17 protein-coding genes are annotated in these 23478 nt (G+C 46.0%); 10 read left to right on the forward strand and 7 right to left on the reverse strand.

Annotated elements, in window-relative coordinates; all coding sequences use genetic code 11:
• Positions 1-20 precede the first annotated feature (20 nt).
• Positions 21-1154 (forward strand): beta-ketoacyl-ACP synthase III, encoded by a 1134-nt coding sequence (locus LPB140_RS05455; protein WP_072558983.1) that lies wholly within the window; start codon positions 21-23, stop codon positions 1152-1154.
• A gap of 195 nt (positions 1155-1349) precedes the next feature.
• Here the strand turns inward: LPB140_RS05455 and LPB140_RS05460 are convergent, their stop codons facing one another.
• Both LPB140_RS05460 and LPB140_RS12560 read right to left on the reverse strand, forming a co-directional pair.
• The gene (locus LPB140_RS05460; protein ID WP_072560474.1) at positions 1350-1526 is read right to left on the reverse strand and encodes a PspC domain-containing protein; all 177 of its coding nucleotides are present in this window, start codon (positions 1524-1526) and stop codon (positions 1350-1352) included.
• A 55-nt stretch (positions 1527-1581) separates the two neighbouring features.
• Positions 1582-1704: a hypothetical protein gene (locus tag LPB140_RS12560; RefSeq protein ID WP_257785776.1), complete on the reverse strand. Its 123-nt coding sequence runs from the start codon at positions 1702-1704 to the stop codon at positions 1582-1584.
• A 415-nt stretch (positions 1705-2119) separates the two neighbouring features.
• On the opposite strand from LPB140_RS12560, the gene recF reads away from it, so the two are divergent.
• Positions 2120-3187 (forward strand): DNA replication/repair protein RecF, encoded by a 1068-nt coding sequence (gene recF, locus LPB140_RS05465; RefSeq protein ID WP_072558984.1) that lies wholly within the window; start codon positions 2120-2122, stop codon positions 3185-3187.
• A 19-nt stretch (positions 3188-3206) separates the two neighbouring features.
• Here the strand turns inward: recF and LPB140_RS05470 are convergent, their stop codons facing one another.
• From LPB140_RS05470 to LPB140_RS05485, 4 genes are all read right to left on the reverse strand, one after another.
• Positions 3207-3674 carry a hypothetical protein gene (locus LPB140_RS05470; protein ID WP_072558985.1) on the reverse strand — a complete coding sequence of 156 codons (468 nt, stop codon included), beginning with the start codon at positions 3672-3674 and terminating at the stop codon, positions 3207-3209.
• A gap of 102 nt (positions 3675-3776) precedes the next feature.
• The gene (gene ftsH, locus LPB140_RS05475) at positions 3777-5726 is read right to left on the reverse strand and encodes an ATP-dependent zinc metalloprotease FtsH (protein ID WP_072558986.1); all 1950 of its coding nucleotides are present in this window, start codon (positions 5724-5726) and stop codon (positions 3777-3779) included.
• Positions 5727-5890: 164 nt separating this feature from the next.
• Complete coding sequence (gene tilS, locus LPB140_RS05480; protein WP_072558987.1) at positions 5891-6871, reverse strand: tRNA lysidine(34) synthetase TilS; 981 nt, start codon at positions 6869-6871, stop codon at positions 5891-5893.
• Positions 6872-6895: 24 nt separating this feature from the next.
• Positions 6896-7822: a tetratricopeptide repeat protein gene (locus LPB140_RS05485; RefSeq protein WP_198024179.1), complete on the reverse strand. Its 927-nt coding sequence runs from the start codon at positions 7820-7822 to the stop codon at positions 6896-6898.
• A gap of 380 nt (positions 7823-8202) precedes the next feature.
• Here LPB140_RS05485 and LPB140_RS05490 point away from each other — a divergent pair, with 380 nt between their 5' ends.
• The 6 genes from LPB140_RS05490 (at position 8203) to LPB140_RS12325 (ending at position 17228) form a co-directional block, all read left to right on the forward strand.
• Complete coding sequence (locus LPB140_RS05490; RefSeq protein ID WP_072560479.1) at positions 8203-9411, forward strand: N-acetylmuramoyl-L-alanine amidase; 1209 nt, start codon at positions 8203-8205, stop codon at positions 9409-9411.
• Between the two features lie 78 nt (positions 9412-9489).
• Entirely contained in the window at positions 9490-12006 is a 2517-nt protein-coding gene (locus LPB140_RS05495; RefSeq protein ID WP_072560481.1) for a penicillin-binding protein 1A, read from the forward strand.
• 61 nt (positions 12007-12067) lie between these two features.
• Positions 12068-12700: a LuxR C-terminal-related transcriptional regulator gene (locus LPB140_RS05500; RefSeq protein ID WP_083550058.1), complete on the forward strand. Its 633-nt coding sequence runs from the start codon at positions 12068-12070 to the stop codon at positions 12698-12700.
• 342 nt (positions 12701-13042) lie between these two features.
• A complete protein-coding gene (gene prfB, locus LPB140_RS05505; RefSeq protein ID WP_072558988.1) occupies positions 13043-14170 on the forward strand; it encodes a peptide chain release factor 2 in 1128 nt (375 codons plus the stop codon).
• A gap of 156 nt (positions 14171-14326) precedes the next feature.
• On the forward strand, positions 14327-16915 hold the full coding sequence (locus LPB140_RS05510) for a TonB-dependent receptor plug domain-containing protein (protein ID WP_072558989.1): 2589 nt from the start codon (positions 14327-14329) through the stop codon (positions 16913-16915).
• A gap of 139 nt (positions 16916-17054) precedes the next feature.
• Positions 17055-17228 carry a hypothetical protein gene (locus tag LPB140_RS12325; protein ID WP_156874148.1) on the forward strand — a complete coding sequence of 58 codons (174 nt, stop codon included), beginning with the start codon at positions 17055-17057 and terminating at the stop codon, positions 17226-17228.
• Here LPB140_RS12325 and LPB140_RS05515 read toward each other — a convergent pair.
• Positions 17205-19805 carry a TonB-dependent receptor gene (locus LPB140_RS05515; RefSeq protein WP_072558990.1) on the reverse strand — a complete coding sequence of 867 codons (2601 nt, stop codon included), beginning with the start codon at positions 19803-19805 and terminating at the stop codon, positions 17205-17207. The genes LPB140_RS12325 and LPB140_RS05515 overlap by 24 nt on opposite strands.
• 197 nt (positions 19806-20002) lie before the next feature.
• Between LPB140_RS05515 and LPB140_RS05520 the strand changes: the two genes are divergently transcribed.
• Both LPB140_RS05520 and LPB140_RS05525 read left to right on the forward strand, forming a co-directional pair.
• Positions 20003-22237 carry a thiamine pyrophosphate-dependent enzyme gene (locus LPB140_RS05520; RefSeq protein ID WP_072558991.1) on the forward strand — a complete coding sequence of 745 codons (2235 nt, stop codon included), beginning with the start codon at positions 20003-20005 and terminating at the stop codon, positions 22235-22237.
• 2 nt (positions 22238-22239) lie between these two features.
• Positions 22240-23280, forward strand: a complete 1041-nt coding sequence (locus tag LPB140_RS05525) for a hypothetical protein (protein WP_072558992.1) — start codon at positions 22240-22242, stop codon at positions 23278-23280.
• Positions 23281-23478 lie beyond the last annotated feature (198 nt).

A 23478-nucleotide genomic window follows, 5' to 3' on the forward strand; every position in this document is an offset into this window, starting at 1 on the left:
TTATAATATGCAGGAACATCATGTCAAACAACATAGTGCCAGTTATTTCGGCAACTGGGTTATTCACCCCCGCACAATCGATTAGCAATGAAGAATTGGTTTCTAGTTTCAACCAATATGTCGATAATTTTAATGCGAAAAATAACAAAGATATTGCATCGGGCAAAATTCAACCCTTGGTTCATAGTTCGGTTGAATTTATCGAAAAGGCGAGCGGGATAAAATCACGTTATGTGTTGGATAAAGAAAATATCATCAATCCTGACATTATGTGCCCCCTTATCCCAGAACGGAGCAATGATGAAATTTCCATCAGCGCCGAAATTGGCGTGAATGCTGCGAAAATGGCCTTGGAACGTGCGGCGCGTGATATAAAGGATGTGGACGCGCTTTTATGTGCATGTTCAAATTTACAACGCGCCTATCCCGCAGTGGCGGTTGAAATTCAACAGGCATTGGGCATGGAAAATGGATTTGCTTTTGACATGAATGTCGCCTGTTCATCGGCCACATTTGCTATTCAAACTGCGGCGGATTTTATCCGTTCGGGCAGCGCAAAATCGGTTTTGGTGGTTAATCCGGAAATCACCTCTGGCCATTTAAATTGGCGCGATCGTGACAGCCATTTTATCTTTGGCGATGTGGCAACGGCCATTTTGGTGGAGGCAAAGGATATTGCTCCTGAAGATCATTGGGAAATATTGGGTACGAAACTTATCACCCAATTTAGCAATAATATCCGCAATAATTTCGGCTTCCTAAACCGCACCCATCCCGAAACCATGGATGCGCCCGACAAATTATTCGTTCAAGAAGGTCGCAAGGTTTTTAAAGAGGTTGTGCCGATGGTGTCCGCTATGATTGGTCAGCATATTGGTGAGCATGGGTTAAATGGGGATAATCTTCGCCGATTATGGCTGCATCAGGCAAATGCAGGCATGAACCGTTTAATCGCGCACAAGGTTTTGGGGCATGAGGCCAATAGCGATGAATCGCCAACCATTTTGGATAGCTATGCCAACACATCCAGCGCGGGATCGATTATCGCCTTTCACAAACATCATGAGGATTTAGCAAAGGGTGATATTGGTTTAATCTGTTCATTTGGTGCGGGATATTCCGCCGGCAGTGTGATTGTGAAAAAAGCGGCATAGGGCCAATTTAATAATTTGGGTAAAAATATCAGAATAGGGCAAGCGGCGATATGTTGCGCTTGCCCTATTTTTTTGCGCCATTTGGGGGATAAAGGGCGCGGGGAAGATAAAAGTAAGTGGGAGAGGAATATGTTATTTTTATAGGCCAGGGCTTTGTCAATAGTCTGGGCTTTGCCAATAGGATGGCGCGGCGGATTAGTCCAAAATCATGGCAAGCAAGATATATATAAGGATAAGCGAGCCTACACCGATAATTGTTCCCACGGCGAATAAGATGCGAACAACCGATACGTCGATATTCGACCATTTTGCAATTCCTGAGCATACACCCCAGATTTTGGCATCTTCGCGGCTTAAAGTTAATTTTGACATTTTTTGATTTCCTATTTCATTATTGGGTTGAGCTATGTTGATCTTTTTTGACATTTTATGCCAATATAGTGGAGAATGGCGCGACTGCTGGGCCGATGCTGGTGCCCAAGGTTAAAAATGAGCAAAATAAAGCAGCGGTTAAGGCAATATAATGTGAGCGGTTATTATTGATGGTCATGTTAGAAATCCTTTGTAAGTAAATATTATTTTATAAGTTTATTGATTATGCGAGAATTTGGGTTGCAGGTGCAATTACGGGAAAAATGCTTGTCCCAATGGTTAGCACTGAACAAAAAATTGCGGCTGTGATGGCAAGATAATGTGAACGGTTGCTGTTGGTCATTTTAAGTTCCTTTTAAATTTCTGTTTGTTTATCTGTTAATTTGTTTGATATTCCCAACATTGCATTGGCCGTGCCAATTTTAATTTATATATATATTACAATTATTTATATAATATCAGGCCTTCGCTCCCTTAAATGTAAAATCTATTATTTGGGAAATTTCACCAATATTTGGGATTTGCCAATATGAATTATTCGGCAAGGCTGGAATAAATGTTGACGCGGCCATGACATGGGGTAATTCGGGTGCATGGCCATAACCCATTTAACATTGAAAGATTTTCGCAATCATCATGATATTGCAATCTTGCCCGATCATCATTTCATCGTGATGACAGGGCCAAATGGCGCGGGTAAGACAAATATATTGGAGGCGATATCCTTATTAACGCCGGGGCGTGGGCTGCGCCGTGCGAAAATGCCCGATATGATTAGGAATGATGCGCAGGGCGGATTTGTGGTCAATGCCCATATTGTAGATTTGATTATTGGCACAGGCGTAGATGCGGCCCACCCGACACGGCGCATTGTGCGATTGAATGGGGAAAATAAACCGGCAAATCATTTGTCGCATCTTGTCTCCCTTTCATGGTTAACCCCGGCAATGGACCGATTATTTATGGAGGGCGCATCTCAAAGGCGGCAATTTATTGACCGTTTGGTGATGGCTATTATCCCCGATCATGGCCGGCATTGTTTACGATATGATCGGGCAGTTAAACAACGCAACCACATATTGTCACAGCCCGGCCCATTGGACCATAGCTGGTTGAATGCGGTGGAAATTGCCATGGCGGAACATGGCGGCGCGTTAAATGATAACCGCAAGAAAATTATCGCCATGTTAAATGATATATTGGCGCCATTGCCCAATGAACCTTTTGCGCGGCCATTTTTGGCCATGGCGCATGATCGGCATCATCATGATTGGCCGCTATATTGGCGGCATGAACGACATATTGACGCACGCGCTGGCCGCACATTGGCCGGACCGCATAAAAGCGATTTATTGGTCACCCATTCGGCCAAGAATATAGAGGCGCAACATTGTTCCACTGGCGAACAAAAGGCATTGTTACTGTCCATTATTTTGGCACATATGGAAATTGTGCGCGGCGCATCTAAACGGCCATTCATCATGTTATTGGATGAGGTAACGGCGCATTTGGATCCGGTGCGGCGCGGCGCGTTGTTTGAACGATTGGATCAAAGCGGGGCGCAAATTTGGATGACCGGCACGGAAAAATATCTGTTCAATGAAATTGATAGGTCCGCCCATCATGTTATTTTGGATGGGCCGGTTTTAAACGATTTATAATGACCCAGCTTAGGATATTTTAACAGGGATATACCCGTTTTGCGACAATGCGCAGGGCGGCAAGAACGCTCATCCTTTTGCGGTTTGATGCAGGAATTGTTTGTAATTGGGTGACAAGATCATCTGCCGTCATGTCAATTTCATCGGGAGCGCAAATGCTACGCTGGCCATTTTTACGATTGCGCTTTTCCTCATCGCGTAAAAAGGCAATATGCTTTTCGGTCATGCTTTTCAGGCTGTAATATTCACGGTGATATAAAGCGCGAACGCCCAATTTATTTAATTTAATGACTTTGGATAAATATGTCTCTGCCGACATGGTCGATACCGCCCCAGCATTGGCCGCCATGCCCCCAATGGATAAAGCCGCGGCAATCATGCCGGCTTTGAATAATGATTTTGCCTCACCAAATTTTGAGAAGCCAAATTTTGAGGAGCGAAATTTTATTGATGCATCATTATCTATGCGGCTGGATGTCATGGACATGAATATATGTGCCACGGACATGAAAAAGGGAAGGGACGTTTGAAATCTCATAAAATTTCTAGGTACCTTCCCATATATTATTTACATAAATTGGGCATAAATTTATGCGCCCTCTATGCTTGGCCCGCCAATTTTGCTGCCTTTATTTTTGCCGGCTTTGGGGATTAATGACCCAATGGTCGGCTTTATCGTGCTTACCTTTTTTGCTTTATCGTCACGGTGAAATTCACCCTTGTCCAATAATTCATCAATTTCCACGCCGGATAATGTTTCATATTCCAACAGGGCATTGGCCAAAAGATGCAGCTGATCTTCATGTTCTTTAAGGATTTTTTGCGCTTTCTTATATCCTTTTTCGACAAGATCGCGAATTTCCTTATCAATCAGCTTTGCCGTTTCATCGGACATGGCAGAACGTGTTGTGCCGCCATAGCCCAAATAACCTTGCTGTTCTTCTTCATATTGCAACGGGCCCATCACATCTGACATGCCCCATTGGGTTACCATGTCGCGCGCCAATTTGGTGGCATATTGAATGTCGCCTGACGCGCCAGAGGATACTTTATCATATCCAAAAATAATTTCCTCGGCCACTCGTCCGCCCATAGACACGGCCATGTTGGCGTGCATTTTATCACGATGATAGCTGTAACTATCGCGTTCGGGCAGGCGCATCACCATGCCCAATGCGCGGCCGCGCGGTATGATGGTGGCCTTGTGAATGGGGTCAGAGGCATCTTCATGCACAGATACAATCGCATGTCCTGCCTCATGATAAGCGGTCATTTTCTTTTCATCCTCGGTCATGACCATGGAACGACGCTCCGTGCCCATCATCACCTTATCCTTGGCATCTTCAAATTCCTGCATCGCGACAAGGCGCTTGCCACGCCGCGCAGCCATTAAAGCGGCTTCGTTCACCAAATTGGCAAGGTCCGCACCAGAAAATCCGGGCGTCCCACGGCCAATGACCCGTGGGTCAACATCGGGGGCAAGCGGCACTTTTTTCATATGCACTTCAAGGATTTTGACGCGGCCCTCAATATCGGGGCGCGGCACAACAACCTGTCGGTCAAAACGGCCTGGACGCAGCAGGGCAGGGTCAAGCACATCGGGGCGGTTGGTCGCAGCAATGATGATAATGCCTTCATTCGCCTCAAATCCATCCATTTCAACCAATAATTGGTTTAATGTTTGTTCGCGTTCATCATTTTGATTGCCAACACCGCCGCCACGGCTGCGGCCCACGGCGTCAATTTCGTCGATGAACAAGATACATGGCGCATTTTTCTTAGCCTGTTCAAACATATCGCGCACGCGGCTTGCGCCCACGCCGACAAACATTTCCACAAAATCTGAACCTGAAATGGTGAAAAATGGCACCGCAGCTTCACCCGCAATGGCACGGGCAAGCAGGGTTTTACCCGTGCCGGGCGAACCGACAAGCAATGCGCCCTTTGGTATTTTACCGCCAAGACGGGAGAATTTTTGTGGATCACGAAGAAATTCGACGATTTCCTCCAATTCTTCGCGCGCCTCATCAATGCCGGCAACATCGGCAAAGGTAACTTTGCCATGTTTTTCGGTCAACATTTTCGCCTTTGATTTGCCAAAGCCCATGGCGCCTGAACCGCCGCCCTTTTGCATTTGCCGCAGCACAAAAAATGCCACGCCCAAAATCAACAAAAATGGCAAAGAATTCACCAAAATATAGGTTAAAAGGCTGGTTTGTTCGGCCTCTTTGCCCTGAACATCGACGCCATTTTCTTCCAAAAATGGATAAAGGCTGGTGTCGCCCTCAATGGGCACAGTAACCAATTTTTTGTCTTCTTTTGTGGTGGCGACAATTTTATCAGGGGATATGGAGACCGACTTAATCGATCCCTCCGTCACCTTATTACGGAATGCAGAATAGCTAATCCCATCCTGGCTACTTGTCGCGGTGCTGCCGCCAAACATCGATGCGATAATTAAAAACCCCGCCAAAATAGCGGCCCAAATCATCAAATTTTTGTTCACCGGATTATTTTGCGGCTCTTTATCATTATTCATTCATCATACCTTATGTCGGCTTATATTCTTATCCATGATGTTAATGTAGGAAAGAAACTATGAATAGCAATATATCTATCCATATTTTGGTCGGTAAATTGCCTCTTTTTATCTATATATGGGCTATTATTTATATAAACGGCCGCTATTGACGATTTTGTTAATCAATTTTTTTGCGGTCTAGGCGCACGTTTTGGCGCAGTTTCAAATGTCCAAACCGATTGTTTATTATAATAAATAATATCACCGATGGTCGCTTTTTTCATGGATAATAGATTTTCGATTATCATGCTCAATTGCTCACCACGGATTTTCACATCATTCTCAATACAGGAAATGGCCCGAAGGACAAGGCGGCGTTGATAGATATGGGGTAATTTCTCCATATTCTTCAACATTATAATGTCATTGCTCTGCGCATGATGCTGCGCCCATAAAATATCGCTGGACCATGAAATCGCGTCATTCGCCTGTTGCAGGGCATGGGCGCTCTGCGCAGCCGATATGGCGTTTATCGGTGTTTGCGGCTGCGATAGCCAATTGCGAAATCGCACCCGATCAAAATCAACATTTTGGTTGCTTGGGTCTATAATGGGGGCAATTGCCGCATCATCGCAAATTTGCTGCAATTCATCCTTGGTAAAATTAAGCAAGGGGCGGATAATATTGCCATTTTGCGGGCGCACCCCGCTTAAACCATCTATGCCGCTGCCCCTGGCCAATCGCATCATCATGGTTTCCAACTGATCATCGGCATGATGCGCGGTTAAAATCCACTGGCCATTTTGCGCATCGGCAATGCGGTGCAATGCTTTATAACGCTCGGCTCTTGCCGATGATTGAATATTGGCATTGCGGCTCACGGTTATTTTTTCGATAAAATGCGGCATGCCAATTTGCGAGCAAATTTGCGCGACATAATCGGCCTCTTGCGCGGCCTCACTGCGCAATTGATGGTCGATGGTTGCCGCCATGACATTGCCCGTAAAATGATGCTGGGCCAGTAGCATTAATGCCAAACTGTCCGGTCCGCCCGACACTGCGATAAGCAACTTGTTATTATCTTGACCCAAAATTGGGATAAGCTGGACAATATTTTTCAAAAATTTTTGCGAAATTTCCGGCTTTATCAAAATTTTGGGCATAATCCTATGTTGAGGCTTGGCCACTTATTTACATTTTGCCTTAGTTTTGGAGCTTTTTAATAAAGACGCCAAACGGCCACTCGCCTCGGTGGGATAGGCGGTTTCAACCTGAGCAAATGCCTCACATGCTTCCTTTGCCTGTTCGGTTTGGGTCAATGCGATGCCCAAATATAACAGACTGTCGGGTGCGCGCGCGCCGCGTGGGTCTTCTTTATAATTATCATAAAATATTTTAAGCGAGGTTTTGGGTTTATTATCATCCAACATCGCGCGGCCCAATAAATTACGGGCATAGCTTAATCGGGGATGTTTGGGATGATTTTTAACCGTTGTTTCCAACTGGCTTTGTGCTTCGGGGTAAAATTTCGCCTCCCACAGGCGGAAACCATAGCTATAATCATCGTCAAATTTATCACCAGTATCGGGTTTTATAATGGCGGAAACGGCGGCGCGGCGGGTGTCGCTTGCCCTTGTGTTCGCGCTGGGCGTCTTATTTGTGTTGCTTGGCGCTGCGGCTGTAATATTATTAACTGGCGTCGCGGCGAGGGTATTTTCGGCGGCCTTTGCGTCTTTTAACATTTTTTCAACCGCGTCCAATCGCGCGTCCAATTGGCGTTGTTCATTGCCCTGGCGTTCAATTTGGCCGGTTAAAGTGGCCAATTGGGTTTCCAATGAATCAATACGAACCAATAAATCGCCAACTGCGCTGTTTGACGTATCTTTTTTCACCTGTTGTTGTTCGGGTTGAATATCTGCCTCAAAAAAACGGCTATCGGCATTGGGGAAAACTTTACGTTGAACCGCGCCCATTTCTTTTTCCAATTTGGTGACGCGCCCTTCTACATTGCTATCTTGTGCCAAAAGCGGGGAAATTGCCAAAAGCGGGAATATGGATGTCATCATCAAAGTGGCCGCGCCCATTTTGAAAAGATTTTTTAATTTCAACGTCATTTTAATCATCCTCATCCAATTTCTGACCCATAAATAATAGATGCCAGCTTATATAATCAGCAAAAATATAACATAGTTAAGCTGCAATGTATCTTTGGTTAACAATATTTCCCATAGCCATTTTTGAAAAATTTGTGAAATTATAATTTATTTTATCGTTTCAAAATTTAGGTCCAATTTGGATGCATCTTTTGCGATATTGCCTCGTGCAATGGGGGTGGCGCATAAATTTATCCCTAATTTCCTGTTAACCCTGCTTCAAAACCATGTTTTACGGTTTTGCGGTTATTTCATCCATTATGAAGGAAATTAAAAAAGATATTATCGCAGGGCGTAAAAATCGCTGGACCAAAGGGCGGGATTTCAGTCATAAGCATGGAATGTCAATGCTTTTGTCAATTATTACGTCTTTATTCTTTTCGCCGCAAAGCTGGGCTGCACAGTTAAGCAATGTGGTAATTGACAATGAATCGGTCACCATTGAATTTGACGACGTGGTTAATCAGGCCAGTTCATTTTATTTGGCCAATCCAAATCGTATTGTGGTCGATGTATCCGGCGCGAATATGGGAAAAATTGGGTCAAAGGATGGCGCATTGGGTGCATTGCGCGTGGGGCAATATGATCCCAATACAGCGCGTATCGTCTTGGATTTGGCCAATCCTGCCATATTGACGCGCGGTGGATTTTCATCTGATGGCAGGAAATTACAGCTGTTTTTCGGCTCTGCGGCGACGGATCAATTTTTTGGCGCCTTAAAACAAAGCCGGATGAATTTCATCCCGCCATTTAATTTTCGCGCGGATAAACCCAAAAAATATGAAGTAAGCGCACCGATATTGCCTGCGGATTCAAAGGGTAAATTGCCAAAAATCTATGGCCCAAATGATACCAGCCTGCCATTGGTGGTGATTGATGCGGGGCATGGTGGGCATGATCCTGGCGCGATTTCGAAATTTGGCGGCGGGCATAAGGAAAAAAATGTTACCTTGGCCATTGCAAAGGCGATTAGGGATGAGCTTATCTCCACCGGGCGCGTGCGTGTTGCATTAACCCGTGATGATGACAGCTTCATTGTGCTTCAAGATAGATATGGCATTGCGCGTAAAATGGATGCCGATTTGTTTATTTCCGTTCATGCCGATGCAGCGGGAAATGAAAGCGCATCGGGTGCCACCGTCTATACTTTATCGGAAGTTGCATCCGACCGAGAGGCGCAAAGATTGGCCGCGCGGGAAAATAAATCCGATATTATCAGCGGGCTGAACCTTGGCGGTGCGGATTCCAGCGTTTCGTCCATTTTAATCGATTTAACACAGCGCGAAACAATGAATGTTTCTGCCGATTTTGCGCGAATTTTCCTGCGTGAAGCGGGGCCAAATGTGCCCTTGCGATCAAATTCGCACCGTTTTGCGTCCTTTGTAGTGTTAAAATCTCCCGATGTGCCGTCCATATTATTGGAAACGGGCTATCTTACCAATGATAAGGATGTGGCTTTTTTAACCTCTGCCGCAGGGAAAAAGGCGATTGCAACATCGATGGCAGATGCGGTTCGCGCCCATTTTGCCAGAAGAATAGCAGCGAAATAATCAAAAATATAAATATTTTGTCATAATTTATGCGTGAATATCTAGACCTAGCCGTCAAAAATGATAGAGATGACGGTTATGGAAGAAACTGCACCAGATAATGTCAAATATCGCCTGTTAAGAGACGCAGGTAATTTTAAATTTTGGTTCGCCAAAAAATGGCAGAGCCTGTGGTTTCGGCGCGCAATTTATGCGCTGTCTGCTTTTTTGGTGTTTTTGATAATTTTTTGGGCATTATTTGTCCGTAACTTGCCCGATGCAGATCAATTGGTTGATTATGAACCGGCCCTGCCGACCACAGTTCGCGATAATCAGGGCGAAATTTTCCACCGTTATGCCCGCGACCGACGGGTGCAGTTGGAATATGGGGATTTCCCTAAAATGCTGGTCAATGCATATTTATCCGCAGAGGATAAAACATTTTTCTCGCATGGCGGGATTGATTATCCTGGTATTATTTCAGCAGTGATTAGCAATTTATCGCGCGATGGTCGTTCGGTCGGTGCGTCCACCATTACCCAACAAGTGGCAAAAAACCTATTATTAACAAATGAATATAGCTATAGCCGCAAAATTAAAGAAGCCATATTGGCAAAGCGTATTGAATCAGCGTTAAGCAAAGAAGAAATTTTAACGCTTTATTTAAATGAAATTCCGCTGGGCCGCCGCAGTTTCGGGGTAGAAGCCGCCGCCCAAGCATATTTTGGAAAAAGCGTGGATGAATTGCAATTGCATGAAATGGCGTTTTTGGCCATTTTGCCCAAATCGCCGGAAACTTATGGCCGCGCAAAATATGAAAAACGCGCATTGGAACGGCGCAATTGGGTGTTAAATTCCATGGCAAAAAATGGATTTATCACACAAAGATTGGCCGATGAGGCATCCGCCCGCCCATTGGGTTTAGGGACGGGCATTGACAGTAAATTGGACAATATCGGCGCATATTATTCCGAAGAAGTCCGCCGTCAATTGATGGAACAATTTGGTGAAAAGGCCGAAGATGGGCCATATAGCGTTTATGCTGGCGGCCTGTGGGTTCGCACATCAATGGACAGGAAAATTCAAATATCGACCACCAATGCTTTGCGTGATGGTTTAATGCGTTATCATGGGTCGCGCGGTTATTATGGCCCATTGGGCGGCAAAACCATTGATATGGCAAAGGGCAGTTGGGCATCGCAGCTTGCCGCAGCAAATATGGATTTGGATTATCGTGATTGGCGCGTTGGGGTATATTTGGGTGGCGGCGAGGTTGGTTTTTCAACTGGCAAAACGGGAAAATTAATTTCATCTTCTCCGGCGGTAAAGGCGGGGGATATTATTGCGGTTTCGCCCGCAGGGGGCAATGGTTTTGCCCTGCGCATTGTACCGGAAATTGGCGGCGGCATGGTGGTACAAAACCCGCTTTCGGGCCGTGTTTTGGCGATGCAGGGCGGTTTTGATTTCAGCATCAGCAGCCTGAACCGCGCGACACAGGCAAAGCGTCAACCCGGTTCGACCATTAAACCATTTGTATATGCAACCGCCATTGACCAGGGAATGACCCCGGCAACCATTATTGAGGATGCAACATTTTGCGTTTGGCAATCATCTACTTTAGGACGCAAATGTTTCCGTAACTTTGGCGGATCACGGGGCGCAGGGCCGCGCACCATGCGTTGGGGGCTTGAACAATCACGAAATTTAATGACCGTGCGCGCCGCGCATGAGGCGGGAATGGACAATGTCACCCGCACATTTCGCGAGATGAACATTGGCGATTATCCTGCCTATCTTTCCATGGCATTGGGGGCAGGGGACACGACGGTTTTAAACATTACCAATGCATATTCCATGCTGGTTAATCATGGCCGTCAATTAAAACCCACCTTAATTGATTATGTTCAGGATAGGCGCGGCAAGGTTATTTGGCCCGAAAAATGGAAACCGTGCAAAGGGTGCAATATGAAGGATTGGAATGGCGGGCCAATGCCGCGATTTAAACCTGTGGGTAAGCAGGTCATGGATCCGGTTACCGCGTTTCAAGTGGTTCATATGTTGGAAGGTGTGGTGCAACGCGGCACGGCAACCATATTAAAAGATTTGGACCGCCCAATTTTCGGTAAAACTGGTACGACTTCTGGCCCCACCAATGTTTGGTTTGTTGGTGGCACGCCCCAAATGGTCAGCGGCGTATATTTGGGTTTTGACCAATTGCGCAATATGGGCGGATATGCACAGGGCGGGTCGCTTGCCGCGCCGATTTTCAAACAAATGGCAAAGGAAATCCTGCCCGATTATCCCGTTATTCCATTTACTGCCCCTGAAGGCACGCGTTTGGTACGGATTGACCGGCAAACGGGCCGGCGTGTATTTGGAGCATGGCCCGCCGATAATGGCGGCGATGGTTCGGTAATATGGGAGGCGTTTAAGCCGGATACTGAACCCAAAAGATCGATTAGAACCGAAGAAATTGAAGCGCGAAGCGAAGGAACGGGCAAGGTTAAGAAAAATGCCGTTACGGCGCCAAAGGCTGCGGCAAAAACATCAAAACCAGCCACAAGCTCGACCGAGCGTGACCGGCAATTTATTCAAGAAGAAGGCGGCATTTATTAATATTTATCTATCCAACCTATCCTCCATTGTAATTTAATGCACATATGCTTAAATTATCATCATGGCGGATAAGTTGGAAAATAGATCAAATATAAAAAAAGATGATGCATTTTTGGCATCAATCCATTTTAGCCCCATTGCAACGGTGGTAAGCGATCCATTATTACCAGATAACCCAATTATAGAAGTTAATCAGCCATTTTGCGATTTAACCGGATATACACCTGATGAAATATTGGGGCGTAATTGCCGCTTTCTTGCCGGACCAAAGACCGAACCATGGGTGACCGAACAAATAAAATCTGGCGTTAGCGAGCAGCGGCCAACATTGGTCGAAATCCTGAATTATAAAAAAAATGGCGATCCCTTTCGCAATGCGGTGATGATTGCGCCGGTTTTTGATGATGAGGGAGAGATTAAATATTTTATCGGTTCGCAGGTGGAATTGCCGGATGAAGAAACAGGGCCGTCATCCACACGTTATCGCGCAGCCGTGGGTATGGTCAAAGAATTATCGCCGCGCCAGTTACAGGTTTTAAAAGAAATGGCGAACGGGTTTCGCAGCAAACAAATCGCCTATCATCTTAATTTAAGCGAACGTACAGTGAAGATGCATCGTTCGATAGTGCTGAAAAAATTGGGCTCATCATCGCTTGCCGATGCGGTTAGATTGGCCGTTGAGGCGGGGCTCTAACCAATATTATAGATGAATAGCACGTCCTATTGGCCGTATGTTAAAATAATTTAAATCCATTATTGTTGAAATTGAGCGGGAAAGACTACGCTTTTCCCTTCCCCCGGATGTATATTCCCGCTCACCCTTATCTTAATTTCCGTTCTGGATTTATGAAGCACTCAACCTTGGCCCATATTTATATGGGCCATTTTTTTACATCTGGGCATATAATAATGAAGATGAATATCCATTTTCAAATTAGCAAAATATGGCTGACGCTTTACTTATCATCATTTTGGGCTAAGAGAGCGATGGCCAATAATGGCAATATAATTTTACGATTTTTAATGGAGCAATTTCATGCGCGCAGACGCACTTGCATTGGCGGAACGAATTGATGCGGCGCTTGATTTGGTGCGCTTATCGCTTGATTGGGATCGGGCGCTGCGCCGTTTGGATGAGCTGAACGCAAGGGTGGAAGACCCCGATTTATGGAATGACCCAAAACAGGCCGAAGCCGTGATGAAGGAGCGCCGCCATTTGGATGCGGCGATTTGTGCGGCCAAAGAAATTAAGGCGGATAAGGAAGGCACGTTGGAGTTAATCGAGCTTGCCGAAATGGAAGATGATACCTCCTTGGCCGATGAGGGAGTTGCGTCCTTAAAAAAATTGGCCGAAAGGGCGGATAAGGACAAGGTTCAGGCTTTATTATCTGGCGAGGCGGACGGCAATGATTGCTATATTGAAATTCACGCTGGTGCAGGCGGCACGGAAAGCCAAGATTGGGCCGAAATGTTGCTGCGCATGTATCAACGTTGGTCCGAAAAACGCGGATATAAAATCGAAATGGTTGAATATCAGGCGGGTGATCAGGCCGGGATTAAGGGTGCGACATTATTGGTAAAGGGTGAAAATGCCTATGGCTATGCCAAAACCGAAAGCGGGGTGCATCGGTTGGTCCGTATTTCACCCTATGACAGCTCGGCCAGACGCCATACCAGTTTTTCCAGCGTTTGGGTGTATCCTGTCATTGACGATAATGTCGATATTGAAATAAATGAAGGCGATTTGAAAATTGATACCTATCGCGCATCGGGTGCGGGCGGACAGCATGTTAACACCACGGACAGTGCGGTGCGGATTACCCACATGCCAACGGGCATTGTGGTGGCCAGCCAAAATGACCGTTCGCAACATAAAAACCGCGCCACCGCCATGGGAATGTTGCGGGCAAGATTATATGAAGCGGAAATGCAGCGGCGCGAGGCAGAGGCATCGGGCGAATATGCCGCAAAAACAGAAATTGGCTGGGGACATCAAATTCGTTCCTATGTCTTGCAACCCTATCAAATGGTAAAGGATTTGCGCACTGGCGTGACATCATCTGCGCCAGGCGATGTGTTGGATGGAGATATTGATCAATATATTGCCGCAGCATTGGCACAGCGCGTTACCGGTGAGGTCGCCGATATTGAGGATGTCGATTGATATAATTATATAATAATAGCTGCGATTCTGGCCTTATAATATTGTGTCATAACTGCCACATTTGACAAAAAACATATATTGCGGTTTTTATTCCGCTTTGTCCTTTATTAATTTGGTGCAATCATCACACCATAACAAAAAAAGGGGGCAAATATTATGGAGAGTATAAAAAATATTTCATCGGTGAAAATTGCATTGGGATTCGGCGTTTCTGCCCTTTCCATGTCGATTATACCTGCGGCATATGCGCAAAATAATGATGGCGCACAAATGCAGGATGATGGCGCAGCGATTATTGTGACGGGCACAAGGCGAACTGACCGAACAGTGGCGGACAGCCCCGTGCCAATTGATATTATAGGCAGCGAGGCTTTGGAAAATAGCGGTGCAACAGAAACCAACCGTTTATTAAATAATGTTGTGCCGTCATTTAACTTTCCGCAACCATCGCTTACCGATGGCACGGATTCACTACGTCCCGCGACATTGCGCGGCCTTGCTCCCGACCAAGTATTGGTTTTGATTAACGGGAAACGCCGCCACCAATCTTCATTATTGAACCTTAACGGGTCAATTGGCCGTGGTTCGGCTGCGGTGGATATGAACACCATTCCCGCCATTGCGATTGACCGTATAGAGGTGCTGCGCGATGGTGCATCATCGCTTTATGGTTCAGATGCGATTGCGGGCGTGATTAACATTCAATTGAAAAAACGCGAAGGCGGCCGTGCACAGATTAGCTATGGCAAATATATCACCCAAATGGAGGGTGTCGCCGACGTGTTTACAGTTTTGCCAACCACAAATTCAACCAGTGATCCGGTCATCAACTATACCGGTGAAGACCGCAAACGCCGCGATGGCGACACCTATACTTTTGCGACAAATATTGGATTGCCAGTCGGTGATACGGGCTATTTTAATGTTACAGCGGAATATAAAGACCGCAGCCCGACCAACCGTTCCGGACCGGATATTCGCCGGCAATATAGCGGTATTGGCGATATTCGTGAAACCACATTTGACCGTTATAGCCACCGTTTTGGTGATGGCGTGTCAAAAGATTTGAATTTCTTTGTCAATGCTGGCGCTCAATTAGGCGAAGTGTTCGAACTATATGCTTTTGGCAGCTATGGTATTCGTGATGGTAATGGCGCGGGCTTTTATCGCCGGTCCTTGGATGCGCGCAACCGCGACTGGGCAAATGGCGGTCTGCCATATTATGCAGATGGTTTCTTGCCCCTTATCAACAGTGAAATTGTCGATGTCTCGGCGGCATTGGGCGTAAAGGGCGAACTGTCCGGTTGGGATGTGGATTTGTCCGCCGTTTATGGCACTAACAGCCTTGATTACACCATTTCAAACAGCTTTAATACATCGCTTGGCGGGTTAGTCAGCAACCGGACATTTGACTCTGGCGGCCTTCGCGCAGGACAATTTACCACCAATTTCGATGCGCGGCGCGATTTGGAATTGGGGTTGGGTAGCCCCATTTCCTTTGCCATTGGCGCAGAATATCGGCGCGAGGATTATAAAATCCGTCCTGGCGAATTACAAAGCTATCAGGCCGGACCATTTACATTTTCCAATGGGGCAGCCCCCGGCGCACAGGTTTTTCCAGGGTTTAGCCCGATTACCGCCGTTGACACATCGCGCAGCAGCATGGCCGGATATGTTGAATTGGACAGCGATATTGCCGATATTTTAAATATCCAATTGGCGGGCCGTTATGAACATTTCACCGATTTTGGCGATACTGTGAATGGTAAAATTGCCGCCCGTTTAGAACCAGTTGATGGTTTTGCGCTTCGCGGTTCTATTTCCACTGGTTTCCGGGCGCCAGGATTGGCGCAGCAATCATTTTCCACCACTTCTACCAATAATGTTGGCGGAACTTTGATTGAAATCGGCACTTTCCCGGTCAGCTCACCCATTGCCCGCGCATTGGGCGCACAACCATTGGAGGCAGAAAAATCGACCAATTTTGGCGGCGGCGTTACCTTTAATATGATTGATGGGTTAAATGTGACCGTCGATTATTATAATATTAAAATTCGCGACCGCATTACATTGACCGAAAATTTGACCGGCGCCGATGTGGTGGCAATTTTAAGCGCGGCAAATGTGGTTGGCACATCGGCCCGTTTCTTTATCAATGGTATTGATACAAAGACACAGGGACTGGACATTGTGGCAAGTTACCGCATGCCCGATTTTGGAATTGGCCGTATCCGGCTTAGCGCGGGGTATAATTTGAACGATACCAAAATTACCGATAGGCGGACATTTAGCGGCTTTACCGCGCAGCGTTTGTTCGCGCGTCAGGAATCCTATCGTTTAACCGATGGGCAGCCAAAAAATAAACTTAACCTTGGTTTGACATGGGATAATGGGCCATTTGGCCTGACCACCAATGCCAATCGTTTTGGTGAAGTGTTCCTGCCATCTGGTGTATCATCGGCGCAGCGTGATGATATTACTGTCGCGCCGGGCGGCGCACCGGGCGATGTTACATTAACCCCGAAATGGGTCGTCGATATGGAATTGCGGTTTAAGCCATATGAAAATATCAGCTTGGCCATTGGCGCGAATAATATTTTTGATGAATATCCCGATCGTTTGCCATTTGGCACAGTTGGCGGGGTGAATTATGGATTGAATAACAGCTTTCTTCCTTATTCCTCTCAATCACCCTTTGGGTTTAGCGGCCGATTTGTCTATGGCCGATTGGCAGTTGATTTTTAATAAATATAATCAAGTTAAGAAAAAGGGCTAGGCGATTGTCTGGCCCTTTTTTATGGCGCGTTATATATTTTAGTGCCGCTTTTATGCGGACCTGATGATATATGATTTTAACACCTTTTGGGAATTTTAGCTTAGCTTTTTGAATTATGCGGCGTTTGGCGAAGACGCATCTGGCAATGGCGCATATGGTAATGGCGCATATGGTAATGGCGCATATGGTAATGGCGCATATGGTAAAGAAAAAGGCCGCCCAATTAGGACGGCCTTTCGCATTTTTGAAGTGATGAAATTAAAATTTAGCGCGTACGGTTAAACCATACATGCGTGGCTCATCCACAAAGCCAATGCGTGAACGCGTTCCCGCACCACCACGCAGCGGCGTATTAGTCGTAATACCGCGGGTAATTTCATTGAAAATATTCGTGCCCCATAATTCAAAGGTAAATTGTTCATTCGGGGTGGTTAACCCAATGCGGGTATTCACCTTGAAATAGGCATCTTGATAATCAAAAGGTATTGGCAGGTTGTTGGTATCCAATGGAATGGTGCTGGTCCGGCGTTTGCTGGAATAGCTTAAATTACCATTTAGTGATAATCCCCAGCCCGAAGATCCAAGATCCCCGTCATAGCTCATGCCATATACCATGGTGAATTTAGGCGCATTTGTCAGCGATGAACCGCAGAGCCGTGCTGCCGAGGCCGCCGCAGCAACTACAACACCATTGGCACAATTGCTTGGATAGCGAGTATCGGCATAGGTTGCGGAGAAATTTGCCGAAATATTTTCGCTTAAATTACCGAACATTTCCAATTCAACACCCGTTGAACGGGCAGAATTTACGTTAAAGGTCAAAAATTGAACCCCGGTAAATTCAAGCACTTGGAAATCGCTCATCTTCATATCAAATAATGCGATATTCGCCTTTATCCGATCAAAAATTGTGGTTTTTACACCAATTTCAATTTGATCGACCTTTTCCGACTTAAAGCTGGGGTCGGCATAAATTGGTGCAACAATGACGGGGGTTGGCGTGGTGGCCAAACCTGCCAAAATTGCAGCAGAATTTTGCAATGTTGCCGATTGCGGGTCAAGGTTGAATCCGCCAGATTTAAATCCATGGCTGTAACCACCATAAATTAACACATCAGGCGTCGCTTTATAACTGACCTGTGCGGTATAGGTGATTTCATCATCCTTAAATGTTTGTGCCCATTCGCGCGGCAATGGCAATAATCGGCTGGCAAGTCCGCCGCCCACGGCCGCAGGTGCGGTCACTGTAACAGGTGTGGCAAAGGCAAAGCAGTTAAGACCAATTAGGCCAGGACTTAATGCGCCCGGGACACGGCCCAATAATACGCCATTGATGCTGGCCTGACAGGCATTACCGCTGCCATTTATTTGATCAAAAGATGCCTCTTTCTTTTCATTCACATAACGTGCGCCCAATGTGACACTTAATTTATCGGTAAGATATAACACATTATGGGTAAAGATGGACCAGCTTTTGGCATCTTGCAGGAATAGATTATTGGCAAATGAACCATTTGAATTTACCGGTGCGCCAATGCTGGCGCCAGGGCCACTGCCCAATGCGGTAAGGGCAAATAATGGATTTACGCCCGCCGCATTGGCAAAGTTAAACGCACTACCCGTTGCTTGATAATCTGGCCCCAATGACATTGTTTGTTTGGCGGTAATATCTTCATCGGAATAAAATCCGCCGATTAACCAATCAAATTTGTCATTAAATGCTGTTCCTTGGAAACGCAGTTCCTGTGTAAATGTTTTAATTCTATCGCCAGATGGACCAACCGATGGTGCCTGTAATCCAGTTAAATTACCCACTGTATATGTGTTGCGAGAGGTGAAGCCGCCGCTATAAGCTGTATAGGAATCAAAATCGCGATATGAACCAATATAGGTCATTTTGGCGCCGCCCAAATCCCATTTTAATTCACCAGAAACGCCCCATTGTTTAGACCCGTTAAAATATTCAGGTCCATTGATGGACAGATTTTCCAATGCGCTTAAACCCGATTGGGCGACACCATCGTCGGAAAGACCGTGAAAGGCAGAAAATGGCGCAAGTTCGGTTTCACGAACAATCACGGCATTACAGCAATTTTCATCAGATTTGGCATAATCGGCCAATAAACGAATGCTGACATCTGAACTTGGCTCCATATAAAGCTGTCCGCGAAGCATATAGCGATCACGATTATTGCTTTCGACGCCTGAAGGCGATTCTAAATATCCATCGCGTTTACGATATGTGCCCGATAGGCGGAAACCAGCCACATCTTGAACAACAGGAACGCTGACGCCCGCTTGAACATTCATGAAATTATAATTGCCATAGGATGCGTTAACAAAACCTTCGACTTCGCTCAAATTTGCTTTTTTGGTGGTAACGTTCAACGCACCTGCCGATGTGTTACGTCCAAATAAAGTTCCTTGAGGTCCGCGAAGAATTTCCAATCGCTCTAAATCGACCAAATCGCCAAGCGCTACACCGGGGCGAGATTGATAAACGCCGTCAATAAACACGCCGACCGAGCTTTCAAGCCCAGTATTATTACCCGTTGTGCCTACGCCGCGAACCTTAATCGATGTGCCTTGCGTTTCGGTTTGTGATGATTGAATGTTAAAACTAGGTGAGATTGACGATAAAGTTTTAATGTCCTGAACGCCTTGTTTTTCCAGCGCCTCTGGCGCAACGGCGGTCACGGCCAATGGAATATCCTGAACATTGGCCTCACGCAATGTCGCGGTCACGATGATCGCTTCATTTTCTATCTTTTTTTGTGTGGGCGCATTTTGTGCATATGCCGCCGGCGCAAGGGCCGTGCTGCACATGGCAACGCATAAGATTTTATGTAAATTTTTCATTCTTCTCTCCTCCATTATTTGCAAAGGCATATTTTTATATGCCCTTCCCCAGATGATGCCGCTCCCCAGCGTGCATCAAATTTCTCTCTCAATGCCCATCCTATCGCGAATTTTATCAATATCCAGCTTTTTAATCATTTGATTGAATAGTAGAAAATACTGTGACTTTTCTGCCGCACCATATTATGTAAGGCACTATGTTTGACCGTGCTAAAATTATCGACCAAAATTTCCGCAATTTTGTTACGAATAACTGCTCTTTAGAGGGTGAATTATTTCGGGAATTATCATCGCTTGGGACATTAAAAGTCTCTGAGCTTGTTGATATATATGACACGCAAATTATGAGTCGGCAGTTGGATTTTTGGTCCCGCCGATCAAAGGGCAAAACTTTTTATTCAATCGGCAGTTCGGGACATGAAGGATTGGCGGCCATTGGAATCGCCAGCCGCGCCGATGATATGGCGTTCCTGCATTATCGTGATGCCGCATTTTTAATACAAAGACGCAAAAAAGTGGGCGGGCAAAATGTCCTTTATGACATGGCATTGTCCTTTGCCGCGTCCAGCCATGATCCGATAAGCGGCGGCCGGCACAAGGTTTTGGGATGCGCCGCATCCTATGTCCCCCCGCAAACAAGCACCATTGCCAGCCATTTGCCAAAGGCGGTGGGCGCGGCCCATTCCATTGGCATGTCGCGGCGAAAGGATGGTATTGATGAAAATAATGCCCGTATCTTGCAACAAGATGGTGTTATATTATGCAGCTTTGGTGATGCGTCGGCCAATCATAGCACGGCACAGGGCGCTATAAATGCGGCATGTTGGGCGGCATATCAACATATGGCGATGCCCATTGTTTTTATTTGCGAAGATAATGGCATTGGTATTTCGGTACGTACGCCCGATGGATGGACCGCGCAAAATTATATGAACCGTCCAGGTTTAAAATATATTGCTGCCAATGGATTGGACATTGTGGATGCGGTGGAAAAATCGCGGCAGGCGATTGAATATGCGCGGGTTAAGCAAAAACCAGTTTTCCTGCATATAAAAACGGTTCGTTTAATGGGCCATGCAGGGGCGGATGTGGAGGCGAGTTATGCCAGCAGTAAATTTATTGAGGAACGGGAGGCACTTGACCCCTTATTAACCACGGCGGCATATCTGGCAAAATATAGCTATTTGACCAGCGCAGATATTTTGCGCCGATATGATGAGATGGCGGAACGGGTGGAGCGTGTGGCGGCGCAGGCGTTAACAACCCCGCGATTAACCAGCAAAAAGGATATTATAGCCTCCATCATTCCGCCCAAAAAGCCACGGACTGAGCCCACGTCACAAATAAATGGAGCGCATGAAATTTTTGCCAAGGAGCAAAATAATCTGGCCAAGCCAGCAACAATTGCCAAATCGATTAACTGGGCACTGGCCGAGATGATGGCTAGCAACCAAAATATTGCCATTTTTGGCGAGGATGTCGCGCGAAAGGGCGGCGTTTACGGCGTGACCCAAGGCTTAATGGGCAAATTTGGTAATAGGCGGGTTTTTGATACATTGCTGGATGAACAAACCATATTGGGTCTTGCCATTGGAATGGGGCATAATGGATATATTCCTGTGCCGGAAATCCAATTTTTGGCATATCTACATAATGCGGAGGATCAAATAAGGGGTGAGGCGGCGACGCTTTCCTATTTTTCCAATGGGCAATATACCAATCCCATGGTGGTGCGGATTGCGGGTCTTCCCTATCAAAAGGGGTTTGGCGGGCATTTCCATAATGATAATAGCCTTGCCGTGTTGACCGATATTCCCGGCATTATTATTGCCTGTCCCTCCACCCCGCAAGACGCAGCCGCCATGATGCGAGAGGCGATAAGATTGGCGGAGGAAGAACAACGTGTTGTGGTGATGGTTGAACCCATTGCATTATATCATCAACAAGATTTGCACGAAGCGGGCGATGGCAAATGGGCACAGCATTATCAATTTGCGGGCGATGCGGATGCTGCCAGTTTTGGTGATATCGCCATTTATGAAAACAACAATGATAAGCCATCAAAAAAAGCAGATGCGGCCATTATCACCTATGGCAATGGGCATTATTTATCGCGTCAGGCGCAAAAAATATTGACCGAAAATCATGATATTTCGGTAAAGATAATTGATGTTCGTTGGCTGCACCCCTTACCCGAAGCGGCGATTATCAATGCAGTAAAAGACGCAAAACATATTTTAATTGTGGATGAGGGGCGGCAGAGTGGCGGGTTGAACGAAAAATTCATGACTATGCTTGCCGAACATGGTTTGGCGGATAAATCGCGCCGCCTATGCGCGGTGGATTGTTTCATTCCGCTTGGCCCTGCGGCGGAAATATTATTACCCAGCCGCGATGATATAATTGAAAATATATTAAAGATGGTAAAATAATCATGGCAGCTGAAAAGAAAAAAGCATTGGTCATTTTCCCTGGACGGGGCAGTTATAATGCAAATGAGCTTGGTTATTTACATTCCCATCACGGAGCAAATAATGATTGGCTACATATGGTGGATAAAGTACGCAGCGATGCCGGACAACCTCCCATTACCCAAATGGATAAAGCCGAAAAATTTACCCCTTCCACCCATTTGACAGGCGATAATGCCTCCTTGTTAATTTACGCCTGCGCAATGGCGGATTTTATGGCGATAAACCGCGATAAATATGATGTTGTCGCGGTAACGGGCAACAGCATGGGGTGGTATTTGGCGCTGGCGGGCAGCGGGATTTTGTCCATGGAAAATGGCGCAAAATTGGTCAATAATATGGGCAATATCATGCATGAACATGGCGTGGGTGGACAGATAATCTATCCTATATCGGGTGATGATTGGCATATTGACAAAGAAAAATATGCATTGGTCCATCATTTATTGACGGAGGCAAAGGGGGTGGATGGCATCAGGGTTGAATTATCCATCAACCTTGGCGGGATGGCGGTTTTTGCTGCCGATGATGCGGGGCTGCGCTGGTTAATGGAAAAATTGCCGAAATCGGGAAATTTCCCATTAAAATTGGCACAGCATGCCGCCTTTCACAGCCCGATTTTGGATCATATTTTGCCTTTGGCGCGCGCCGCCAATCCAGCAGGTCATATAGACAGGGGGCAAATACCCGCCATTGATGGCGATGGGTGCATATGGTCGCCCCATGCATTTGAGCAGGGCGATATTTTTGATTATACATTGGGGCGGCAGATAAATCGCACCTATGATTATAGCAAAGCAGTCAGCGTGGCGGTGCGCGAATTTGCGCCAGACCAAATTATTCTAACTGGTCCGGGCAATGCGTTGGGCGCAGTGACGGCGCAAAGTTTAATACAAATGGGGGCATATGGATTAAAAAATAGGGACGATTTTATGGAGCGTCAGGCCGCCGATCCGATTATCCTGTCCATGGGATTGGCAGAGCAGCGCCAATATATTTTATAATATAAAAGATTATCATTAAAAATTTTACACGCATTTAAGTCATTTTTTTTGGCGCTGTTTCAACATAAAATGACAATTTTATGCATTTATGCATAAATTTGATGCGCAAAATGCATATATTGTCTTTATCCAGCGGCATTTTTGGTTAAAAGGCATAGGGAGAGTGAAGAAAATTTGTAAAACCTAGCGTCAATTAAA

The organism is Sphingorhabdus lutea (assembly GCF_001889025.1).
Classification (GTDB): Bacteria; Pseudomonadota; Alphaproteobacteria; order Sphingomonadales; family Sphingomonadaceae; genus Sphingorhabdus_B; species Sphingorhabdus_B lutea.